The sequence below is a fragment of the Zobellia roscoffensis genome, assembly GCF_015330165.1.
Classification (GTDB): Bacteria; Bacteroidota; Bacteroidia; order Flavobacteriales; family Flavobacteriaceae; genus Zobellia; species Zobellia roscoffensis.
The window spans coordinates 1,519,758-1,535,713 of record NZ_JADDXT010000002.1 but is presented as its reverse complement, the minus strand read 5'-3'; the positions used below and the strand labels follow the sequence as shown (position 1 = coordinate 1,535,713).

The window sequence follows — 15,956 nt, the reverse complement described above, 5'->3', positions numbered from 1 at the left end:
TTCTAAAAAAACGAACAATGAAAAATAAGATATTTATAATAGGAATTATTGCCATTATAGCAGGAATCTATAGTTGCGACAATGATGTTCTTGACCGTAAGCCTCTCGATAAGATCTCAGACGAGGAAGTTTGGCAGAGTGAGTCTCTCATGCAGGGATACGTTATCGATCTTTATGATAGATTCCCTTCTTTTGCCTTTGAAGATTATTTTGAATACTCTGATGAAGGTACGGGCAGCAGTGGAAACAGCAACCCAATTACTCAAGGAACAATGTCTAAAGGAAATGTGCCCAACGATCTTGAATATTGGGATTATGAGTACATCAGAGACTGCAACACTTTTCTTGAAAATGTAACTGAAGCACCTATTGCAGAAGAAGTTAAAGCTCAATTAGAAGGAGAAGTCACAACTATGCGTGCAGTTGCATATTTCGAAATGGCAAAACGGTATGGTGGTGTTCCCATAGTAACCGAAGTAATTGATCCTTTCGGAGAAATAAATGAAGAACTAAAAGAAAGAAATACCGAAGTTGAAGTTTATGATTTTATAGATACTGAACTCACAAGAGCGATTACGTTACTTGAAAATAGTGAAAGTCAAACACCAACAGCACGCATAAATAAGTGGGCAACATTGGCCTTTCAAGCGAGAGCGAACCTTTGGGCAGCTTCTATTGCAAAATATGGTTCCGTACAACTTAATGGAATTGTTGGTGTGCCAGAAAATAGAGCAGATGATTTTTTCCAAAAAGCAGCTACAGCAGCAAACACGGTATTAACTACTGGTCCGTATGAGCTCTATTCCGGCAAGGAGGACAAAGCTCAGAACTACCAATACATATTTTTAGAAGAAGGCAATAGCGAAATAATGTTTGCCAAAGAATTTAATGGTGTTGAGGTAAGACATGATTGGGATCATTGGAAAGCACCTCCACGATTTGCCAGTGGGCAAGGAGCCAGATGTAATCCAACTCTAGACTTTATTTTAAAATATGAAAATGTGGACGGCTCTACCACTGATTACACTCAATTTTTTAACGAAGACAATCTATATACAGATGGATGGGACCTATTTAAAGACAAAGACCCTCGCTTAAATGCAACTGTTCTCTTTCAGGGTTCATTCTTTGTAGATGATCAAATTCAAACTTACGAAGGTATTGATACCGGAAATACCCCAGACCCATCCAATATTGTAAACAATCCTAGTCTAAGTTATGAAGGGGTAAAGCAAGTAGGTGTTGATTCTAGATTAGTAGTTGGTGATGACAAAACTACCAACTCAGGTTTCTTAGTGCGCAAATGGTGTGATGAACCCAACTTACCCGTACCGGCTAGTCAAAGCCAAGTAGATTGGACAATTATGAGATTGGCCGAAGTATATCTCACCAAGGCCGAAGCAGAATTTCAACTCGGTAATACAGCGCAAGCAGTTACAGCACTAAATGCCACCAGAGAAAGAGCAGGCATTAGTCTTGTTGACGAGAGCACCATAAACATAGAAAAAATACAGACCGAATGGATGGCAGAATTTGCTTTTGAAAATAAGCGCTTCTGGGATTTGAGAAGATGGCGCATTGCAGATGACGTATTGAACAACCAATTTAATGGGCTTAAAATCATATGGCATTACGACTCCAATCAGTACTATTTTCTTCCTTTATTGGCGGAAACTTTTAACCGTGTTTTTAGACAAGAACATTATTACCTTCCCATAACGAACGAGATGCTAAACAACAATCCGTTGTTGGAACAAAACCCATTATACTAATCAAAAAATGGAAAAGATGAAAACGACCAATATAAAATTGATTTTATTGACATTCATAGCTACAGTTACTTTTAGCTGCGAAGACGAGGTAACGGATTTTGGATTTAACGGAACTATTTCGGGCATGATTAGCGATAATGATGGCACGGCATTGTTTGGTGATTTAAACAGTAACAACCTTGTAGTTTATCTTTTGGGCGAAGGTGATGAACAGCCCACACAGATACGGGTTGATGGAGAAGGGGCTTACCAAAATTTAAAAATGTACCCTAAGGCTCACAAAGTTTGGTTGGAAGGGCCTATAGTCGCTTCCGATACTGTTTCCGTTGACTTTAGTACGCAGGAAATGATTGAAAAATCTTTTACCGTAGTACCGTTAATTACTCCAAAAATTTCTTCTGCCAACACAGCAGGACAGACCATCTCTGTAGAATATGTAATTTCCCCAAATCAAGGGAATTCTGTAAGCAAAATGGAAATTTATTGTAGTACAGTAAAGCATCCTACGGCAGCAACTGGATCCAGAACCAACGTCTATTTCACAAAAACAGTAGAACTTTCAGAACTTTCTGGAAATGTAGTCATTGACGGTTTAGAATCTGGAGTAGAATACTATCTTAGAATAGGCGCTCAAGCTCAAGGCGCATCAGTAATGAATTATAGCAACCAAGCAATCGTTACAACCAATTAATAATACTTTGCCCAGAACAATTCAATAATAAAACAATATTTATGAAAAAGTACATTATTGCCTCCTTACTTCTTTTATTCGGTTATTCTATTTCTTTTGGTAACGAGCCTCCTCCTGAGAAAAAAGAAAGAAAAACAGTAGTTACTATTGAAAAAGATAAGTTTTTTATAAATGGTGAGCCTACATACAAAGGGCGTACTTGGCAAGGTCACAGTATAGAAGGACTTCTCATGAATTCCAGAATGGTGCAAGGGGTGTTTGACGATTTAAATCCTGAAACCGTAGACCGCTGGAAATATCCCGACACTAACACTTGGGATGCTGATCGAAACACAGATGAATTCATCGCAGCCATGGATGGTTGGTACGATAAAGGTTTGTTGGCTTTCAATATTAATTTTCAAGGCGGTAGTCCTGAAGGTTATTCAAAAGTTCAACCTTGGGAAAACAATGCCTTTGACTCCAACGGCTCTCTACGCCCGGCATTTGCAAAAAGAATGGCTCGGATTATTGAAAGGGCTGACGAATTAGGCATGGTGGTCAATTTAAGTATATTCTATTTCGGTCAGGACGAACGTCTAAAAGATGAAAAGGCTGTTATTGCAGCAGTAGATAATGTGGTAGCATGGATTTCTAAAAAAGGTTACACCAATATTATTTTAGAAGTAGCCAACGAAAGTAATAATGGAGCCTATCAACACAAAATTATAGGTCAACACCGTATACATGAGCTAATTTCAAGAGTAAAAAAAATAGCCCCATCCCTATTGGTCTCCACTAGTTTCAACGGAAATACCTTACCACCAGATAAAGTTGTTGAAGTTTCTGATTATGTATTGATACATGGAAATGGAGTAAGTAACCCAAACCGTATTACAGAAATGGTTGCCCAAGTAAGGGCTCTACCCTCTTATCGCCCTATGCCTATAGTTTTTAATGAAGATGACCATTTTGATTTTGACAAACCATCCAACAATTTTGTTGAAGCAGTAAAAGCATTTGCCTCTTGGGGTTATTTTGATTTTAGAATGAAGGATGAAAACTTCAATGATGGTTACCAATCCGTACCTGTCAATTGGGAGATAAGCTCACCTCGAAAAAAAGCATTCTTTAATAAACTAGAGGAAATCACAGGAGGGTTTCACTAAACAACATAGGTGATATTCTTTCAGTTTTATATCAAAATTCTACTTCTACAAGCTATTTGAAAAATAATTAAAATGGAAAACATGAACTATCCTTTTATAAAAACATCCTTTTTACTCAGTACAGTCTTTTTTTTCACAACTTTGGTTTCCGGTTGCCAATCCGAACCGGAATATACTATTCAGGGGGAACTCAAAAAGTGGCACAAAATAGAATTAGTTTTCAACGGCCCCTCTACTGATGAAATGAATGAGGTAAATCCTTTTGTGGACTACCGACTAGACGTTACATTTACTAATAATGATCAGACCTTTGTAGTACCCGGTTTCTATGCCGCAGATGGTAATGCCGCAGAAACAGGGGCAGAAAAAGGAAATAAGTGGATAGTCCGTTTTGCTCCAAACGCTACTGGAAATTGGAATTTTAAGACTTCCTTTAAAAAGGGAACCAATATTGCCGTTGCAGATGCTGTTAATAATGCCACCAGCGCAGAATATATAGATGGAACAACCGGTAATTTTACCGTGGCCGAATCAGACAAATCAGGTATTGATAACAGAGCAAGGGGCAAGTTAGAATATGTGGGCGAACATTACCTTAAATTCAAAGAAACGGGCAAATACTTTATAAAAGTTGGGGTAGACGCTCCAGAAAATATTTTAGCCTTCAGTGATTTTGATGCCACCACCAATGCCCTAGATTTACTTAAAACGTGGGAACCACACCGGAAAGATTTTAATGAGGACGCTAAAGACCTGTTATGGCAAGGTGAAAAAGGCAAAAACTTACTTGGTGCCATAAACTATCTAGCTTCTGAAGGCCTAAATGTATTTTCTTTTCTAACATTTAATGTTGATGGAGATGACCGTAATGTTTTCCCGTATCGCTTAAAGACATCTGAAGAAGAATACACTCAATATGCCAATGACAAGAAAAACAAAAATGCATGGCAGACCATGTTTCATAAAACCCGTTTGGATGTTTCCAAACTAGAACAATGGGAGCGAATTTTTGACTATGGCGAAAGAAAAGGAATGTTCTTACATTTTAAGACCCACGAAACCGAGACCGATCATTTAATGGACAACGGGGTCTTTGGTGTTGAGGGCAAATTATATTATCGCGAACTTATTGCCCGTTTTGGGCATCATTTGGCTATGAACTGGAATATTGGCGAAGAAAACAACCAACCCATAGAAAATGTTAGGGAAGTAACGGATTATGTGGCAAAGTTAGACCCTTACAATACACACAGGGTATTGCACACATTTCCTGATCAAGATTATCGTTATGCAGAATTGGTAGGTGACCAATCTACGCTTACCGGAGCCTCACTACAACTAAGTGAAGAAGACTTTAAAGATGTACACCCAAGAGTTCTAAAGTGGATGAAAAATGCGGACGAAGCAGGTAAAAAATGGGCTATTGCCGTAGATGAGCCGGGCAAAGCAAAAATTGCGCTTTTGCCAGATGCAGAAGACAAAGAGCATAATGATGCCCGCGGGAATGCACTCTGGGGAACCTTATTGGCTGGAGGCTACGGTGTTGAATGGTATTTTGGTTATGCAAGTCCACATTCGGACCTTACTTGTCAGGATTATAGAAGTAGAGACCTGTTTTGGAACCAAAACCTTCACGCTAAACTCTTTTTTGAGAACCACATCCCTTTCTGGGAAATGGAGCCCTCAGATGACCTAACCATCGATTCTGATTCTTTCTGTTTTTCAAAAGCCGATGAGGTATACGTAATCTATCTCCACCCAGGAAAAGAAACAACCTCGTTAAATTTAGGTGATTCCGGCGACACATTTTCTGTAAAATGGTATGACCCAAGAAACGGTGGTGATTTGTTAGATGGATCCGTTACATCAGTAGAAGCTAAAGGCACTGTTGCTTTGGGCAACCCTCCAAAAGATCAAAAAAAGGACTGGGTAGTGCTAGTTCAAAAAAAGAACTAATTGTAGTTAAGTTTTAAAACTCCTACTCTGTGGGTATTGGTGATTTGTTTTCTACAATTTATTCTTATTCGTAGAATTACGAATCACCAATTCTGATTTTAAGACCTTACGTGAATCTTCCTTTTCGTAGTTTTCGATTCTATCTAGAATTAGGTTTGCGGATTCTACACCCATTTCATAACTGGGCTGATCTATACTGGTAAGAGAGGGTTCTAAAAGCTCGTCTATAGGTTCGTTATTGAAGCCTATAATTGCAATATCTTCGGCCATTTTCAAACCTCGCTCTTTTGCGGCGAGCATTACCCCTATTGCTACTTGATCACTAAATGCCAGTACTCCGTCTGCATGTTCTGGAGAGTACAACAATTTTCTAGCAGTACTTAAATTTCCTTCTCGTGTGAAATCTGTAGTTTCAATAAACTTTTCATCCACAGGAATATCAGCATCTATCAAAGCCTTTTTATAACCCAAAAGACGGGTAGAGCTTATCTGTAGCATTTCTGGTCCTCCAATATAGGCAATGCGTTTACACCCTACTGATATTAAATGTTGGGTTGCATCGTAGGCCGCTTTAAAATTATCGATGATTACCTTGTCCGATTCGACCTCATCGCAAAGGCGGTTAAAAAACACCAATGGTATTTTTCTTTTTTTAGCTTCCAGAAAATGGTCGAACTCTTTGGTTTCGCTTGCCAGAGAAACTATGAGTCCGGACACTCCTATATCCATCAATTCTTTGACCAATATTTTTTCTCGCTCGTACGACTCGTTCGATTGACAGATGATTATCTGCATCTGGTGTTTTTCCAGGACTTCCTCAATACCTGAAATGGCCATGGCATAGAGGTGATACTTTATACTCGGTACAATAACCCCTACCGCTTGTATCTTCTTTTTAGAAAAGGGGTTGATATGCTTGGTCTGAAAATAATTGTACTCTTGCGCCAGTTCAAGAACTTTTTCCCGGGTTTGTGCGCTGATGCGGGTATTGCCCTGTAATGCTCTAGAAACGGTAGAAATAGAAACATTAAGTTTCGCGGCAATATCCTTTAAGGTCGTTTGTTTTTTATCCAAATCACTAGAAATGAGTGCGACAAATATAACTTAAATATACTTCCTTATGGCTTATAGGGCAAATTCTGTTGCTGCAAATCAATATTTATTTGGCATAAAAGAGAGCCCTTACAGACAATTTTATATCATTTGCATGTAAGCGCTCTCTTCTTTAAAACAATTCTATGGGATTTATCTAGACGCAACTTTAAACCACGACCATTATCAACTATCTATTTTTACTGTTCTTAGCCTCAATGCATTCGCAATTACAGAAACGGAACTAAAACTCATGGCAAGAGCAGCAATCATTGGTGATAATAAAAGACCGAATACAGGAAACAAAACTCCTGCGGCAATAGGAATACCAACGGTGTTATAGATTAAGGCAAAAAACAGGTTTTGCCTGATGCTCTTCATTACGGCCTCACTTAAATTTCTTGCTTTTACAATGCCGTGCAAATCGCCTTTTACCAAAGTTATCATCGCACTTTCTATAGCCACATCGGTTCCGGTTCCCATAGCAATACCCACATCGCTTTTTGCCAACGCTGGGGCATCGTTTATTCCATCACCTGCCATAGCGACTACCTTACCTTGTTCTTGCAACCTTTTTACCTCGTTTAACTTGTCCTCAGGAAGCATTCCTGCTTTAAAATCCGCAAGCTTAAGTTCTTTGGCAACTGCTTTGGCGGTATCATGATTATCTCCTGTTAGCATTACCACAGCTATACCCTTCTCCTGAAGAACCTGAATTGCTTGAGCACTTGTTCCTTTGATTTTATCGCCAATAACAACATAACCCACCACCTGCTCACCTACGGATAAATACGATACCGTTTTGCCTTTTTTCTGTTGCTCGTTGGCTTCATGCTTCAGGTTTGCTCCTAAAGAGGCCTTTGCATGCTCCATCATTTTTAAATTGCCCAAAGCAACTTTCTTCCCTTCTATTTTACCTTCTACCCCTTTTCCGGTTACGGCATTAAAACTATCGGTCTTCAAGATTTCTACGCCTTGTTCTTTCCCGTATGTTACGGTAGCTTCCGCAAGAGGGTGTTCACTGGAACTGTTCAAAGAAGCTATTAACTGCAATATTTCTTTTTCGGAATATTCGCCTTTAAACGTGCCAATGGCTTCCACGGTGGGTTTTCCTTCGGTAATCGTTCCCGTTTTATCAACAATCAACATATCTACTTTGTACATTTTTTCCAAAGCTTCGGCATTTTTGACCAATACCCCATTCTGAGCTCCTTTGCCCACACCCACCATAACGGACATTGGCGTTGCCAAACCTAGAGCACAAGGGCAGGCGATTATCAAAACTGCAATTGCGTTCACCAAAGCATATACATACGCAGGTTCAGGACCCCAAATGGCCCATACCAAAAATGTAATTATAGAAATAAGCACCACAGCAGGTACAAAATAACTGGACACCGTATCTGCCAATTTCTGTATGGGAGCGCGGCTTCGGCTAGCATCGTTAACCATATGAACAATTTGAGATAACAGCGTCTCACTCCCCACTTTTTCCGCCTTCATTAAAAAGGATTGGTTGCCATTTATGGTACCGCTGCTGACCTCATCTTTCTCCGCCTTATTTACGGGAAGCGGTTCCCCAGAAATCATAGATTCATCTACTGTGGTCGTTCCCTCAACAATAAAACCATCTACCGGGATTTTCTCTCCTGGTTTTACACGAAGCACATCGCCTTTTTGGATTTGGTCTATAGCAACTTCTTCCTCTTTTCCGTCAACAACGCGTACCGCTTTATTGGGTGCTAACTTCAACAATTCTTTTACGGCGGAATTGGTTTTGCTATGTGCCCGCGCCTCCAACACTTGGCCCATCAACACTAAAGTAAGTATGACCGTTGCTGCCTCAAAATAGACGTGCACCGCATCTGTTTCCGTTTTGAACTGTGGTGGAAAAAAGTCTGGAAACAACATTCCGAATACACTAAAAAGCCACGCCACCCCGGCACCAATGCCGATAAGGGTAAACATATTCAGGTTCCATGTTTTTACACTTCGGTAGGCGCGTTCAAAAAACATCCACGTGGCATAGAACACAACGGGAATAGAAAGTCCCAACTGTATCCAGTTCCACCATTTTTGTTCCATAAGAGCATATAGCGGATTGTTCGGAATCATCTCGCTCATAGCAATGATAAAGATGGGTAGCGTAAAGCCAAGTGCCAGCCAGAATTTGTTTATGAGCTTTTTATACGTTTTCTCTTCTGCGGAAAGGTCGGGTTCCATAGGTACCAAATCCATACCGCAAATAGGGCAACTTCCCGGTTCATCACGGATAACTTCTGGGTGCATGGGGCATGTCCATTTCTCGGAAGATGTCGCATTTAAATTTTGCTCTTCCACTAAATCCATTCCACAAACAGGACAATCACCTGCTTCATCATAGGTCTTATCACCTTCACAATGCATGGGGCAATAGAAAGTGCCGGTACCCTTGCCCTGCGGTTTGGGTTTTTCAGCTGCCTCATGGCGTGGACCTTCCCCTAGATTATGAATACTGTATGAACCGCCATCATCTTTTAGCGCCTGTTGAAAAGTATCTAAAGTAATATGAGATTCCATCTCAATGACGGCTTCTGCTTTTTCTAAATTTACAGAAGCATTGGTCACGCCCGCTACCTTTGATAGTATTTGTTCTACATGGCCGCGACATCCGTTGCATGTCATTCCGTGTATATGATAGGTATGTGTCATTTCCTCATAATTTTAGAGTGTAAAATTACTAAGAGGCAATACAAATCGTTTACACAATTACGATTCTTATTTATACAATTTGGTCCAAGGTCTTTCTATTCCAGCTTTCTAGGTTTTTGTATGCGCTCATGGACATTCCGGTGGAATTTTTGAACTGCCGTGCCAAGTGGCTACTGGTTTTATAGTTTAGGGTATAGGCTATTTCGGAGAAATTAAGCTGTCCCAACTGAATGTATTCTTTTACTTTTTCAATTTTTAGGTTGATGGTGTATTTTTCTAAGGTTACGCCCTCAGATTTGCTGAACAACTTGCTCAAAGCTGTTTCGGTCTTGCCAAATTCTTCCGCTAACGATTGAAAGAGGTGTTCCATTTCCCCGGATTCTATTTTACTTATCAATTTTACTTTTATCTGCTCAACAAGTGTTTCAGTTTCGTTATCGATAAGCTCAAATCCTGTTTCCTTCAAATCATTGGCCAAATTGGCCTTGCTACTTTTATCATCTGCAACGGCGTTTACTTTGCCTAATTCTATGGATTCCACCGTGTAGTTTTCCTTGGCAAAAATATCCAAAACCGAAGCGATACAACGGTTACAGACCATGTTCTTTATGTAGAATGTTTCACTCATTGTTTAATTTTCTATTTATTATGCGACCCATCACAATTGGGCATTCGTTTGGAACGACCGCAAGTACAATCATTCAGACCAAATTCGCCTAATATCCGTTCCGTGCTTTTTTCAATTCTAGATATTCGTGTAGCAGATTGCTTTGCCTTTGAAAAATATAGTAAATAGCCTTTTTGCCTTCCCGGGCTCAGGTTTTTAAAAGCTTCTTTAAACTCGAGGTTCTCTTTGAATTTCTGTTCTAACTCAACAGGAGTTTCATATTCTGAAACCATTTTCGTTTTGACTTTGAGTCCTAGTTTTTCAACTTCTATCGCCTCAAGAATATATTGTTTGATGATGGCTTTTTGCTCTTCTATTTGGGTAAGGTTCGTAAACCTAATTTGTCTTGCAGCCTGTGTGTTCCTGGTTTGCTGAATCAAAATTTGCTCAACATTCTGCAGTAACGCCCCCTTATTGAAAAGGAGCGCGCAATAGTTCTTGAAGCCATGAATAAGTACAATGTTTTTACCTTTATAGGTGTAACATGGATGCATCCATTTGAATTCCTCCACCAATTGACAATCCAGAATTAACTCGCGCAGTCCGGATAGTTCTTCTTGCCATTGGTCCAGACCATTTAGAAACTCATCTACTTTTGGGTTCATTATCAAGGAAAAATATTAAATTCTTAGCGGTAGCAATTAATAGTGCTGCTATACATAGTAATTAATCATAAAAGATAACACTATTCGGTTTTAGGAAGTAACTAAAAAAGAAAAAACCTCTCAAGAACGATTGTTCTGAGAGGTTTTATGTGGTCCCACCTGAACCATTTATATCTTGAATACATGTTACTTAAAATTACTCAAAACACTCGTAAACCACCGTTTATATTGCACAATTAGGATTTAAGGATAAAATGTGTACTTTTGAATTATCAACAAATAAAGGATATGTTGTCCCTTATGTTGTCACTTTTTACCATTTTACAAAATATGGATAAGTATATTAATTCTACGACAGGCACTGTTCGTTTCATTCTAAAAGACCCAAAATCTGATAGGGCTTGTCCCATAATATTTAACTTTAGTTTTGGTAGAGGTAAGAGATTAAGATGCGCTACAGGCTTTAAGGTTCACCCAAAAAATTGGGACTCTAAAAATCAAAGAATCAGAGCGATTTCTACAATTGCAAACAGAGAAGAAGTAAATGCACGGCTGAGAGATATAGAGAGCTTATTTTTAAAAAGAGTTTCCTTCTACCATAATCAAGGCAAAAATATTGATCGGACTTTTCTTAAACAGATTTATGCCAATCTTAAAAACAGAATTGAAAATGATTTAGAAGACAACAAGGTGAATTTCTTTTCTTACGTTGATGGGTTTACAGATGATAAACAGAGACATATAGACAAGACCAAAACAATCCCTCTAAGTAAAATAACCCTAAGAGCCTATAAGCAAACAATTAAGAAGCTGAAGGCGTACAGTAAATCACACAATCCCAACTTAGATTTTGACAGTATCAACCTTGAGTTTTACTACTCGTTTATACACTATCTAGAAAACACAGGGCTTTCTCTAAACACCATTGGCAAGCATTTAAAAAATCTCATAGCAATTTTGAACAGGGCAACAGAAGAGGGTGTAAATACTAACTTAGCTTATCAACATCGTGAGTTTAGAAGGGTTTCCGAGAATACTACTTCTATTTATCTTACCGCTCAAGAAATTGATAAATTAGAAAGGAAAGACCTATCCGACAAACCCCTTCACGAAAGAGCTAGAGATATATTTTTGATAGGTTATTATACTGGCCAAAGAGTATCTGATTACAATGGTTTGAGTGTAAACAACATTAGAAATTTTGAAGGGAGAGATGTTTTCGAAATTATACAAAAGAAGACCTCAAAAACCGTATACATTCCAATACACCCAAAACTTAAAGCTATATTCAAAAAGCGGTATAAAGGTAAAATGCCCAGTAAAATGCCAGAACAATTAATAAATAAATATATCAAAGAAATTGCTCAGTCAGTTAAAATTAAAGAAGACGTATACGTCACAAAAACTATTGGAGGAAAAAAAATCACAGAACCAATAAAAAAACATAAGCTAATAGGTACACATACAGCCAGAAGGTCTTTTTGCACTAATGCGTACCTCTCAAAAATGCCTGTTATAGATATTATGGCCGTTAGTGGCCATACAACCGAAAAAGAATTCTACAAGTATATTAAGGTCTCTTCACAAGAAAGAGCTGTTAAAATAGCCGATTCGGCCTTCTTTCAATAATAAATTAATTAATACAACAAACCCTATTTCATATGTATCAGAATGTATTTTCAATTGACGAAACTTATTACAAAAGCAGAATAGAAAATGGAGAGCCTTTACCCGAATACCAATTGAATAATTACGACTATTACCTACCAAGGTTAGAGGAAGATATTTACCTTAGAATCTTTCTTAAAAAACTATTGTTTGACATTGACATATTACAAGTATCAGAATATTTAGACTTTCACTACGAAAACTCCCAAAGAAATAATAAGTTAATCCAAATTATAGAATTAAAGGTCCTTCCAGCCGTAGATAACATTATTGCCAACTCCTCAATAAATCTAAATGGAGGCTATCCTAGTCAACGCAAGCTAGAAGATGGTTTTGTCGATATAGAAGGTACTTTTAAGAATGACCAATATGAATTCAGCACATTTTATCATATAACAGGTTTCAAGAAACTATCAGAGGGACTAACAAAACGAAAACTTATAATTTTCGATTGGCTGAAGACCTTTAGTATACAAAACGAGCCTCTTAAATTCACTCCAATTAAATGGTGCGGAAAACCCTCTCATATCGGTATTGTAGTAAATGAGTTGATTCAACAAGGCTATATAGAAGCTCCACTAAATTCAAATGATGAAATCAACTATTCCGAACTTTCACGAACTATTTTAAAAATGTTCTCATTTGATAAACCTTCTTCCGTTGAGACTTTAAGAAGGTATTTAAATCCCGATGACAACAAACACATCCCAGTAAAAGAAAACTTTGACAATCAAGGTTTTAACATACCTCACTCGGGACTGACCAGTTAGGTACCGGTACCCTCTGGTACCCATAGAGAACTCATTGCATAGTAGTTTTGTTCAAAACAAATTTAATACAAGCTACTATGCATTCTAATCAGAACAAATTCTATCAAATCGTTCCCGAGACACAAACGACAGATATTATTTCTGGACTGGTAAAAGCAATAACACCTCTCTTAAGTAAAACTCAAGAAAGGCCAACCGATGATTTCGAAGAACTGTTCACAGTTGACGAAACTTTAAAGTTTCTTAAATGCTCCAAACAAGCGTTATGGAACTGGAGGAAAAATGGTATCCTCCCATCTTATAGATTGGGTAATAGGGTATACTACAAGAAGAGTGACATTTTTGCAAAACTTATCAAACAAGAATAGTTATGATAGGTTTTATAAAACTACCTCGAGAAATTCTTGATTGGGAATGGTATACCCACCCAACCGTATCTAGACTCTACATTCACTTACTCGTAAAAGCTAACTATACTGATAAATGTTGGCAGGGCAACGTAGTAAAAAGAGGGCAGCTAATTACATCCTACAAACACCTTGCTGCACAATTGAACATAACAATTCAACAGGTTCGTACTGCTCTAAAAAAATTGTCTACTAGTGGTTATATCACATACCAACCAACAAACAGATTTTCACTTATAACGATAGTAGAATATGACAATACACAGAACTCTACATCTGAAATTAACAAACAGTCTTTAACCTTAGAAACGCACAAAAAACATTCTGGAAACAATCCAATAACAACAACTAAAGAAAATAAAGAAATATATAAATCAAAAGAAGAGTTTAGAAGAGCGGTTTTTTCTCACTCAAATCATTCAAAAATAATTTTAAAAAGTTTTTTCAATTATTGGAGCGAAACCAATAAAACAGGGAAAACTATGCGAGTTAATGGTGAAACTTATTTCGATGTCTCGGTGCGAATAGAAAAATGGAAGAAAAACGAAAGGGCAATCCAAAACAAGGACTATAAACTATCAACTAATCGTTAACTTATGAAAACTACACAAACACTATCATTGGCTTCGCAAAATTTGATACAAGCAATAACCAATCAAAATATATCAGGTGACCTAAATCAAAAAGCTCTTAGTAATCTGAACAAAAAGCACCTCTGGCCACTATTTCTTAGAAAATTTGAATCAATAACTAAAAGTAAATTCCATCAAACCCCAGAATCTCTTGCAAACATTAGTTGCTTGTTTCATTATTTTTTAATGGATGAAAAGTTTTTAAATCATCCAAACATTAGAAAAGACTTATCAGAACCATCATTCACAAAAGGCTTGTTAATAATTGGTGGTTATGGAGTTGGAAAGACGGCCTATATGCGAGCCCTCGAAGAAAGTTTCAAGGCTCTGAAAATTTATGCTTTTAAGACCTGTTCTACCAATAGTGTGGTCCAAAGATTTGAAGAATGTGGTACTCATGAAGATAAAGTCTCTCTAAGAAAAGATTTTCAGAGAGGCATTCTCCTCTTCGACGACCTTAACTCTGAACGCGTTGCCAATCACTATGGAAAGGTTGACGTTATGAAGGAAACACTAGAAGAGCGATATATGCTAAATAAACTTACCCATATCACTATGAACTATCTTGAACAACATGAAAATGACGTAGAAGCAACCCTAATGTCAATAGGCCAAAGGTATGGAAGTAGAGTATATGACAGATTATTTGAAATGTTCAATATTGTGGTGTTCAATGGTAAAAGTTTCAGGAAATAGGGTGATAGGGTGATAGGGTGATAGGGTGATAGGGTGATAGGGTGATAGGGTGATAGGGTGATAGGGTGATAGGGATATTACAAAACCTTAGAAACATACCACCTTTAACCATAATGTATTGAATAAGTGTGGTTGAATTTATTCCCCTATAACTTTACTTAAGGTATTTCTACACATATCAAATCTAACCAGCTATATAACCACACCATATCCAAATGCTCCAAATATCATATCATTTTTTATAAATTAAATAAGCCATATGCTCTTAAATAATCGCAAGAAAAAAGGTAATCTATAAAATTCAAAACGGTTTGCAGTTAAAGATGTGGAGTTTAATAATGTTGAACTGTGTTTCAACATTATGAATATATATGAACCATACAAATAACGGATTTAACCATATAAATGAATCCGTTATTACCTTCACCAGCCTATATTTATTCCTTTACGCACTCAATCTATTTGCCACCTTTAATCAATCACCAACTACCACCACACAATTTGTAAGAAAAATGCTTATTTTGGTAGTTGCAAATAGATAGAGACCTTACCACTCTCACAAACATATCAAACCAAAATGCCAGATTGTATTGAATCCAGCGCCAATACTAAATTTAAAAATGGGCTCTGTTCAGATTGTTACCAAAGAAAGAATGGGAATCCATGGGTTTCCGGAGTGATTAAAGGACGAATTGCTGAAACTATTATTGAGCAACTTTTCATTTCATTAGACTTCCAAGTGTTTAAATATGGTATGGAGAATTCTATACCTGGAATAACCGACCTACTCAAAGGAGTGAGAGGAGACGTTGCTAAAAACATCCGCCAGATGCCTGACTTTGTCGTGTTCAAGGATAATCAAGCTCACTTTATTGAAGTGAAGTTCAGAAAGAGCGGAAAACTAACTCGAAAAGACATTGAAAATTATGGTGACTATCCCTTTGAAAATGCTCTATTTGTTTTAGTCACCCCCAAACATATTAAATGTATCTCATTTGAAGAGCTTAAAGAAGGAAAGGAAATCCATGAAAAATGTCGAAATTGGCTAGGCGATAGAAAAGAATTTGAAACCTGTAGAGAGAAAATAAAGGAGTATTGTAGTACGCAAATTCTTTGAAAATGTCGACTAATTAGAACCATATCAAGGCAATAGAATCAACT

At 37.6% G+C, this 15,956-nt stretch carries 14 protein-coding genes; 10 read left to right on the top strand and 4 right to left on the bottom strand.

The features are described 5' to 3' along the window. Positions 1 to 17 precede the first annotated feature (17 nt). From IWC72_RS06540 to IWC72_RS06525, 4 genes are all read left to right on the top strand, one after another. Complete coding sequence (locus tag IWC72_RS06540; protein ID WP_194529234.1) at positions 18 to 1,772, top strand: RagB/SusD family nutrient uptake outer membrane protein; 1,755 nt, start codon at positions 18 to 20, stop codon at positions 1,770 to 1,772. 16 nt (positions 1,773 to 1,788) lie between these two features. Then, complete coding sequence (locus IWC72_RS06535; RefSeq protein WP_194529233.1) at positions 1,789 to 2,463, top strand: hypothetical protein; 675 nt, start codon at positions 1,789 to 1,791, stop codon at positions 2,461 to 2,463. A gap of 41 nt (positions 2,464 to 2,504) precedes the next feature. Next, entirely contained in the window at positions 2,505 to 3,611 is a 1,107-nt protein-coding gene (locus tag IWC72_RS06530; RefSeq protein ID WP_226979512.1) for a hypothetical protein, read from the top strand. A 72-nt stretch (positions 3,612 to 3,683) separates the two neighbouring features. Further along, positions 3,684 to 5,567 carry a DUF5060 domain-containing protein gene (locus IWC72_RS06525; protein ID WP_226979511.1) on the top strand — a complete coding sequence of 628 codons (1,884 nt, stop codon included), beginning with the start codon at positions 3,684 to 3,686 and terminating at the stop codon, positions 5,565 to 5,567. 51 nt (positions 5,568 to 5,618) lie between these two features. On the opposite strand, the gene IWC72_RS06520 is transcribed toward IWC72_RS06525, so the two are convergent. From IWC72_RS06520 to IWC72_RS06505, 4 genes are all read right to left on the bottom strand, one after another. After that, positions 5,619 to 6,641, bottom strand: a complete 1,023-nt coding sequence (locus IWC72_RS06520) for a LacI family DNA-binding transcriptional regulator (protein WP_194529232.1) — start codon at positions 6,639 to 6,641, stop codon at positions 5,619 to 5,621. 204 nt (positions 6,642 to 6,845) lie between these two features. Beyond that, positions 6,846 to 9,350, bottom strand: a complete 2,505-nt coding sequence (locus tag IWC72_RS06515; protein ID WP_194529231.1) for a heavy metal translocating P-type ATPase — start codon at positions 9,348 to 9,350, stop codon at positions 6,846 to 6,848. A 70-nt stretch (positions 9,351 to 9,420) separates the two neighbouring features. After that, positions 9,421 to 9,978 carry a helix-turn-helix domain-containing protein gene (locus tag IWC72_RS06510; protein WP_194529230.1) on the bottom strand — a complete coding sequence of 186 codons (558 nt, stop codon included), beginning with the start codon at positions 9,976 to 9,978 and terminating at the stop codon, positions 9,421 to 9,423. Positions 9,979 to 9,989: 11 nt separating this feature from the next. Continuing rightward, positions 9,990 to 10,622 carry a DUF1801 domain-containing protein gene (locus tag IWC72_RS06505; RefSeq protein WP_194525374.1) on the bottom strand — a complete coding sequence of 211 codons (633 nt, stop codon included), beginning with the start codon at positions 10,620 to 10,622 and terminating at the stop codon, positions 9,990 to 9,992. 330 nt (positions 10,623 to 10,952) lie between these two features. Here IWC72_RS06505 and IWC72_RS06500 point away from each other — a divergent pair, with 330 nt between their 5' ends. The 6 genes from IWC72_RS06500 (at position 10,953) to IWC72_RS06475 (ending at position 15,912) form a co-directional block, all read left to right on the top strand. After that, positions 10,953 to 12,251 carry a tyrosine-type recombinase/integrase gene (locus IWC72_RS06500; RefSeq protein ID WP_194529229.1) on the top strand — a complete coding sequence of 433 codons (1,299 nt, stop codon included), beginning with the start codon at positions 10,953 to 10,955 and terminating at the stop codon, positions 12,249 to 12,251. Positions 12,252 to 12,283: 32 nt separating this feature from the next. Continuing rightward, positions 12,284 to 13,060: a hypothetical protein gene (locus tag IWC72_RS06495; RefSeq protein ID WP_194529228.1), complete on the top strand. Its 777-nt coding sequence runs from the start codon at positions 12,284 to 12,286 to the stop codon at positions 13,058 to 13,060. Between the two features lie 77 nt (positions 13,061 to 13,137). Beyond that, positions 13,138 to 13,428 carry a helix-turn-helix domain-containing protein gene (locus tag IWC72_RS06490; RefSeq protein WP_194529227.1) on the top strand — a complete coding sequence of 97 codons (291 nt, stop codon included), beginning with the start codon at positions 13,138 to 13,140 and terminating at the stop codon, positions 13,426 to 13,428. 2 nt (positions 13,429 to 13,430) lie between these two features. Next, entirely contained in the window at positions 13,431 to 14,060 is a 630-nt protein-coding gene (locus IWC72_RS06485) for a hypothetical protein (protein ID WP_194529226.1), read from the top strand. Positions 14,061 to 14,063: 3 nt separating this feature from the next. Next, positions 14,064 to 14,795, top strand: a complete 732-nt coding sequence (locus tag IWC72_RS06480; protein WP_194529225.1) for a P-loop NTPase family protein — start codon at positions 14,064 to 14,066, stop codon at positions 14,793 to 14,795. Positions 14,796 to 15,372: 577 nt separating this feature from the next. Then, positions 15,373 to 15,912, top strand: coding sequence for a hypothetical protein (locus IWC72_RS06475; protein ID WP_226979510.1), 540 nt, complete (start codon positions 15,373 to 15,375; stop codon positions 15,910 to 15,912). The last annotated feature ends 44 nt before the right edge of the window (positions 15,913 to 15,956 follow it).

Coding starts and splice junctions, on each gene's coding strand:
- IWC72_RS06540 (WP_194529234.1), top strand. CDS start 18: ATGAAAAATAAGATATTTATAATAGGAATTATTGCCATTATAGCAGGA.
- IWC72_RS06535 (WP_194529233.1), top strand. CDS start 1,789: ATGAAAACGACCAATATAAAATTGATTTTATTGACATTCATAGCTACA.
- IWC72_RS06530 (WP_226979512.1), top strand. CDS start 2,505: ATGAAAAAGTACATTATTGCCTCCTTACTTCTTTTATTCGGTTATTCT.
- IWC72_RS06525 (WP_226979511.1), top strand. CDS start 3,684: ATGGAAAACATGAACTATCCTTTTATAAAAACATCCTTTTTACTCAGT.
- IWC72_RS06515 (WP_194529231.1), bottom strand. CDS start 9,350: ATGACACATACCTATCATATACACGGAATGACATGCAACGGATGTCGC.
- IWC72_RS06510 (WP_194529230.1), bottom strand. CDS start 9,978: ATGAGTGAAACATTCTACATAAAGAACATGGTCTGTAACCGTTGTATC.
- IWC72_RS06505 (WP_194525374.1), bottom strand. CDS start 10,622: ATGAACCCAAAAGTAGATGAGTTTCTAAATGGTCTGGACCAATGGCAA.
- IWC72_RS06500 (WP_194529229.1), top strand. CDS start 10,953: ATGGATAAGTATATTAATTCTACGACAGGCACTGTTCGTTTCATTCTA.
- IWC72_RS06495 (WP_194529228.1), top strand. CDS start 12,284: ATGTATCAGAATGTATTTTCAATTGACGAAACTTATTACAAAAGCAGA.
- IWC72_RS06490 (WP_194529227.1), top strand. CDS start 13,138: ATGCATTCTAATCAGAACAAATTCTATCAAATCGTTCCCGAGACACAA.
- IWC72_RS06485 (WP_194529226.1), top strand. CDS start 13,431: ATGATAGGTTTTATAAAACTACCTCGAGAAATTCTTGATTGGGAATGG.
- IWC72_RS06480 (WP_194529225.1), top strand. CDS start 14,064: ATGAAAACTACACAAACACTATCATTGGCTTCGCAAAATTTGATACAA.
- IWC72_RS06475 (WP_226979510.1), top strand. CDS start 15,373: ATGCCAGATTGTATTGAATCCAGCGCCAATACTAAATTTAAAAATGGG.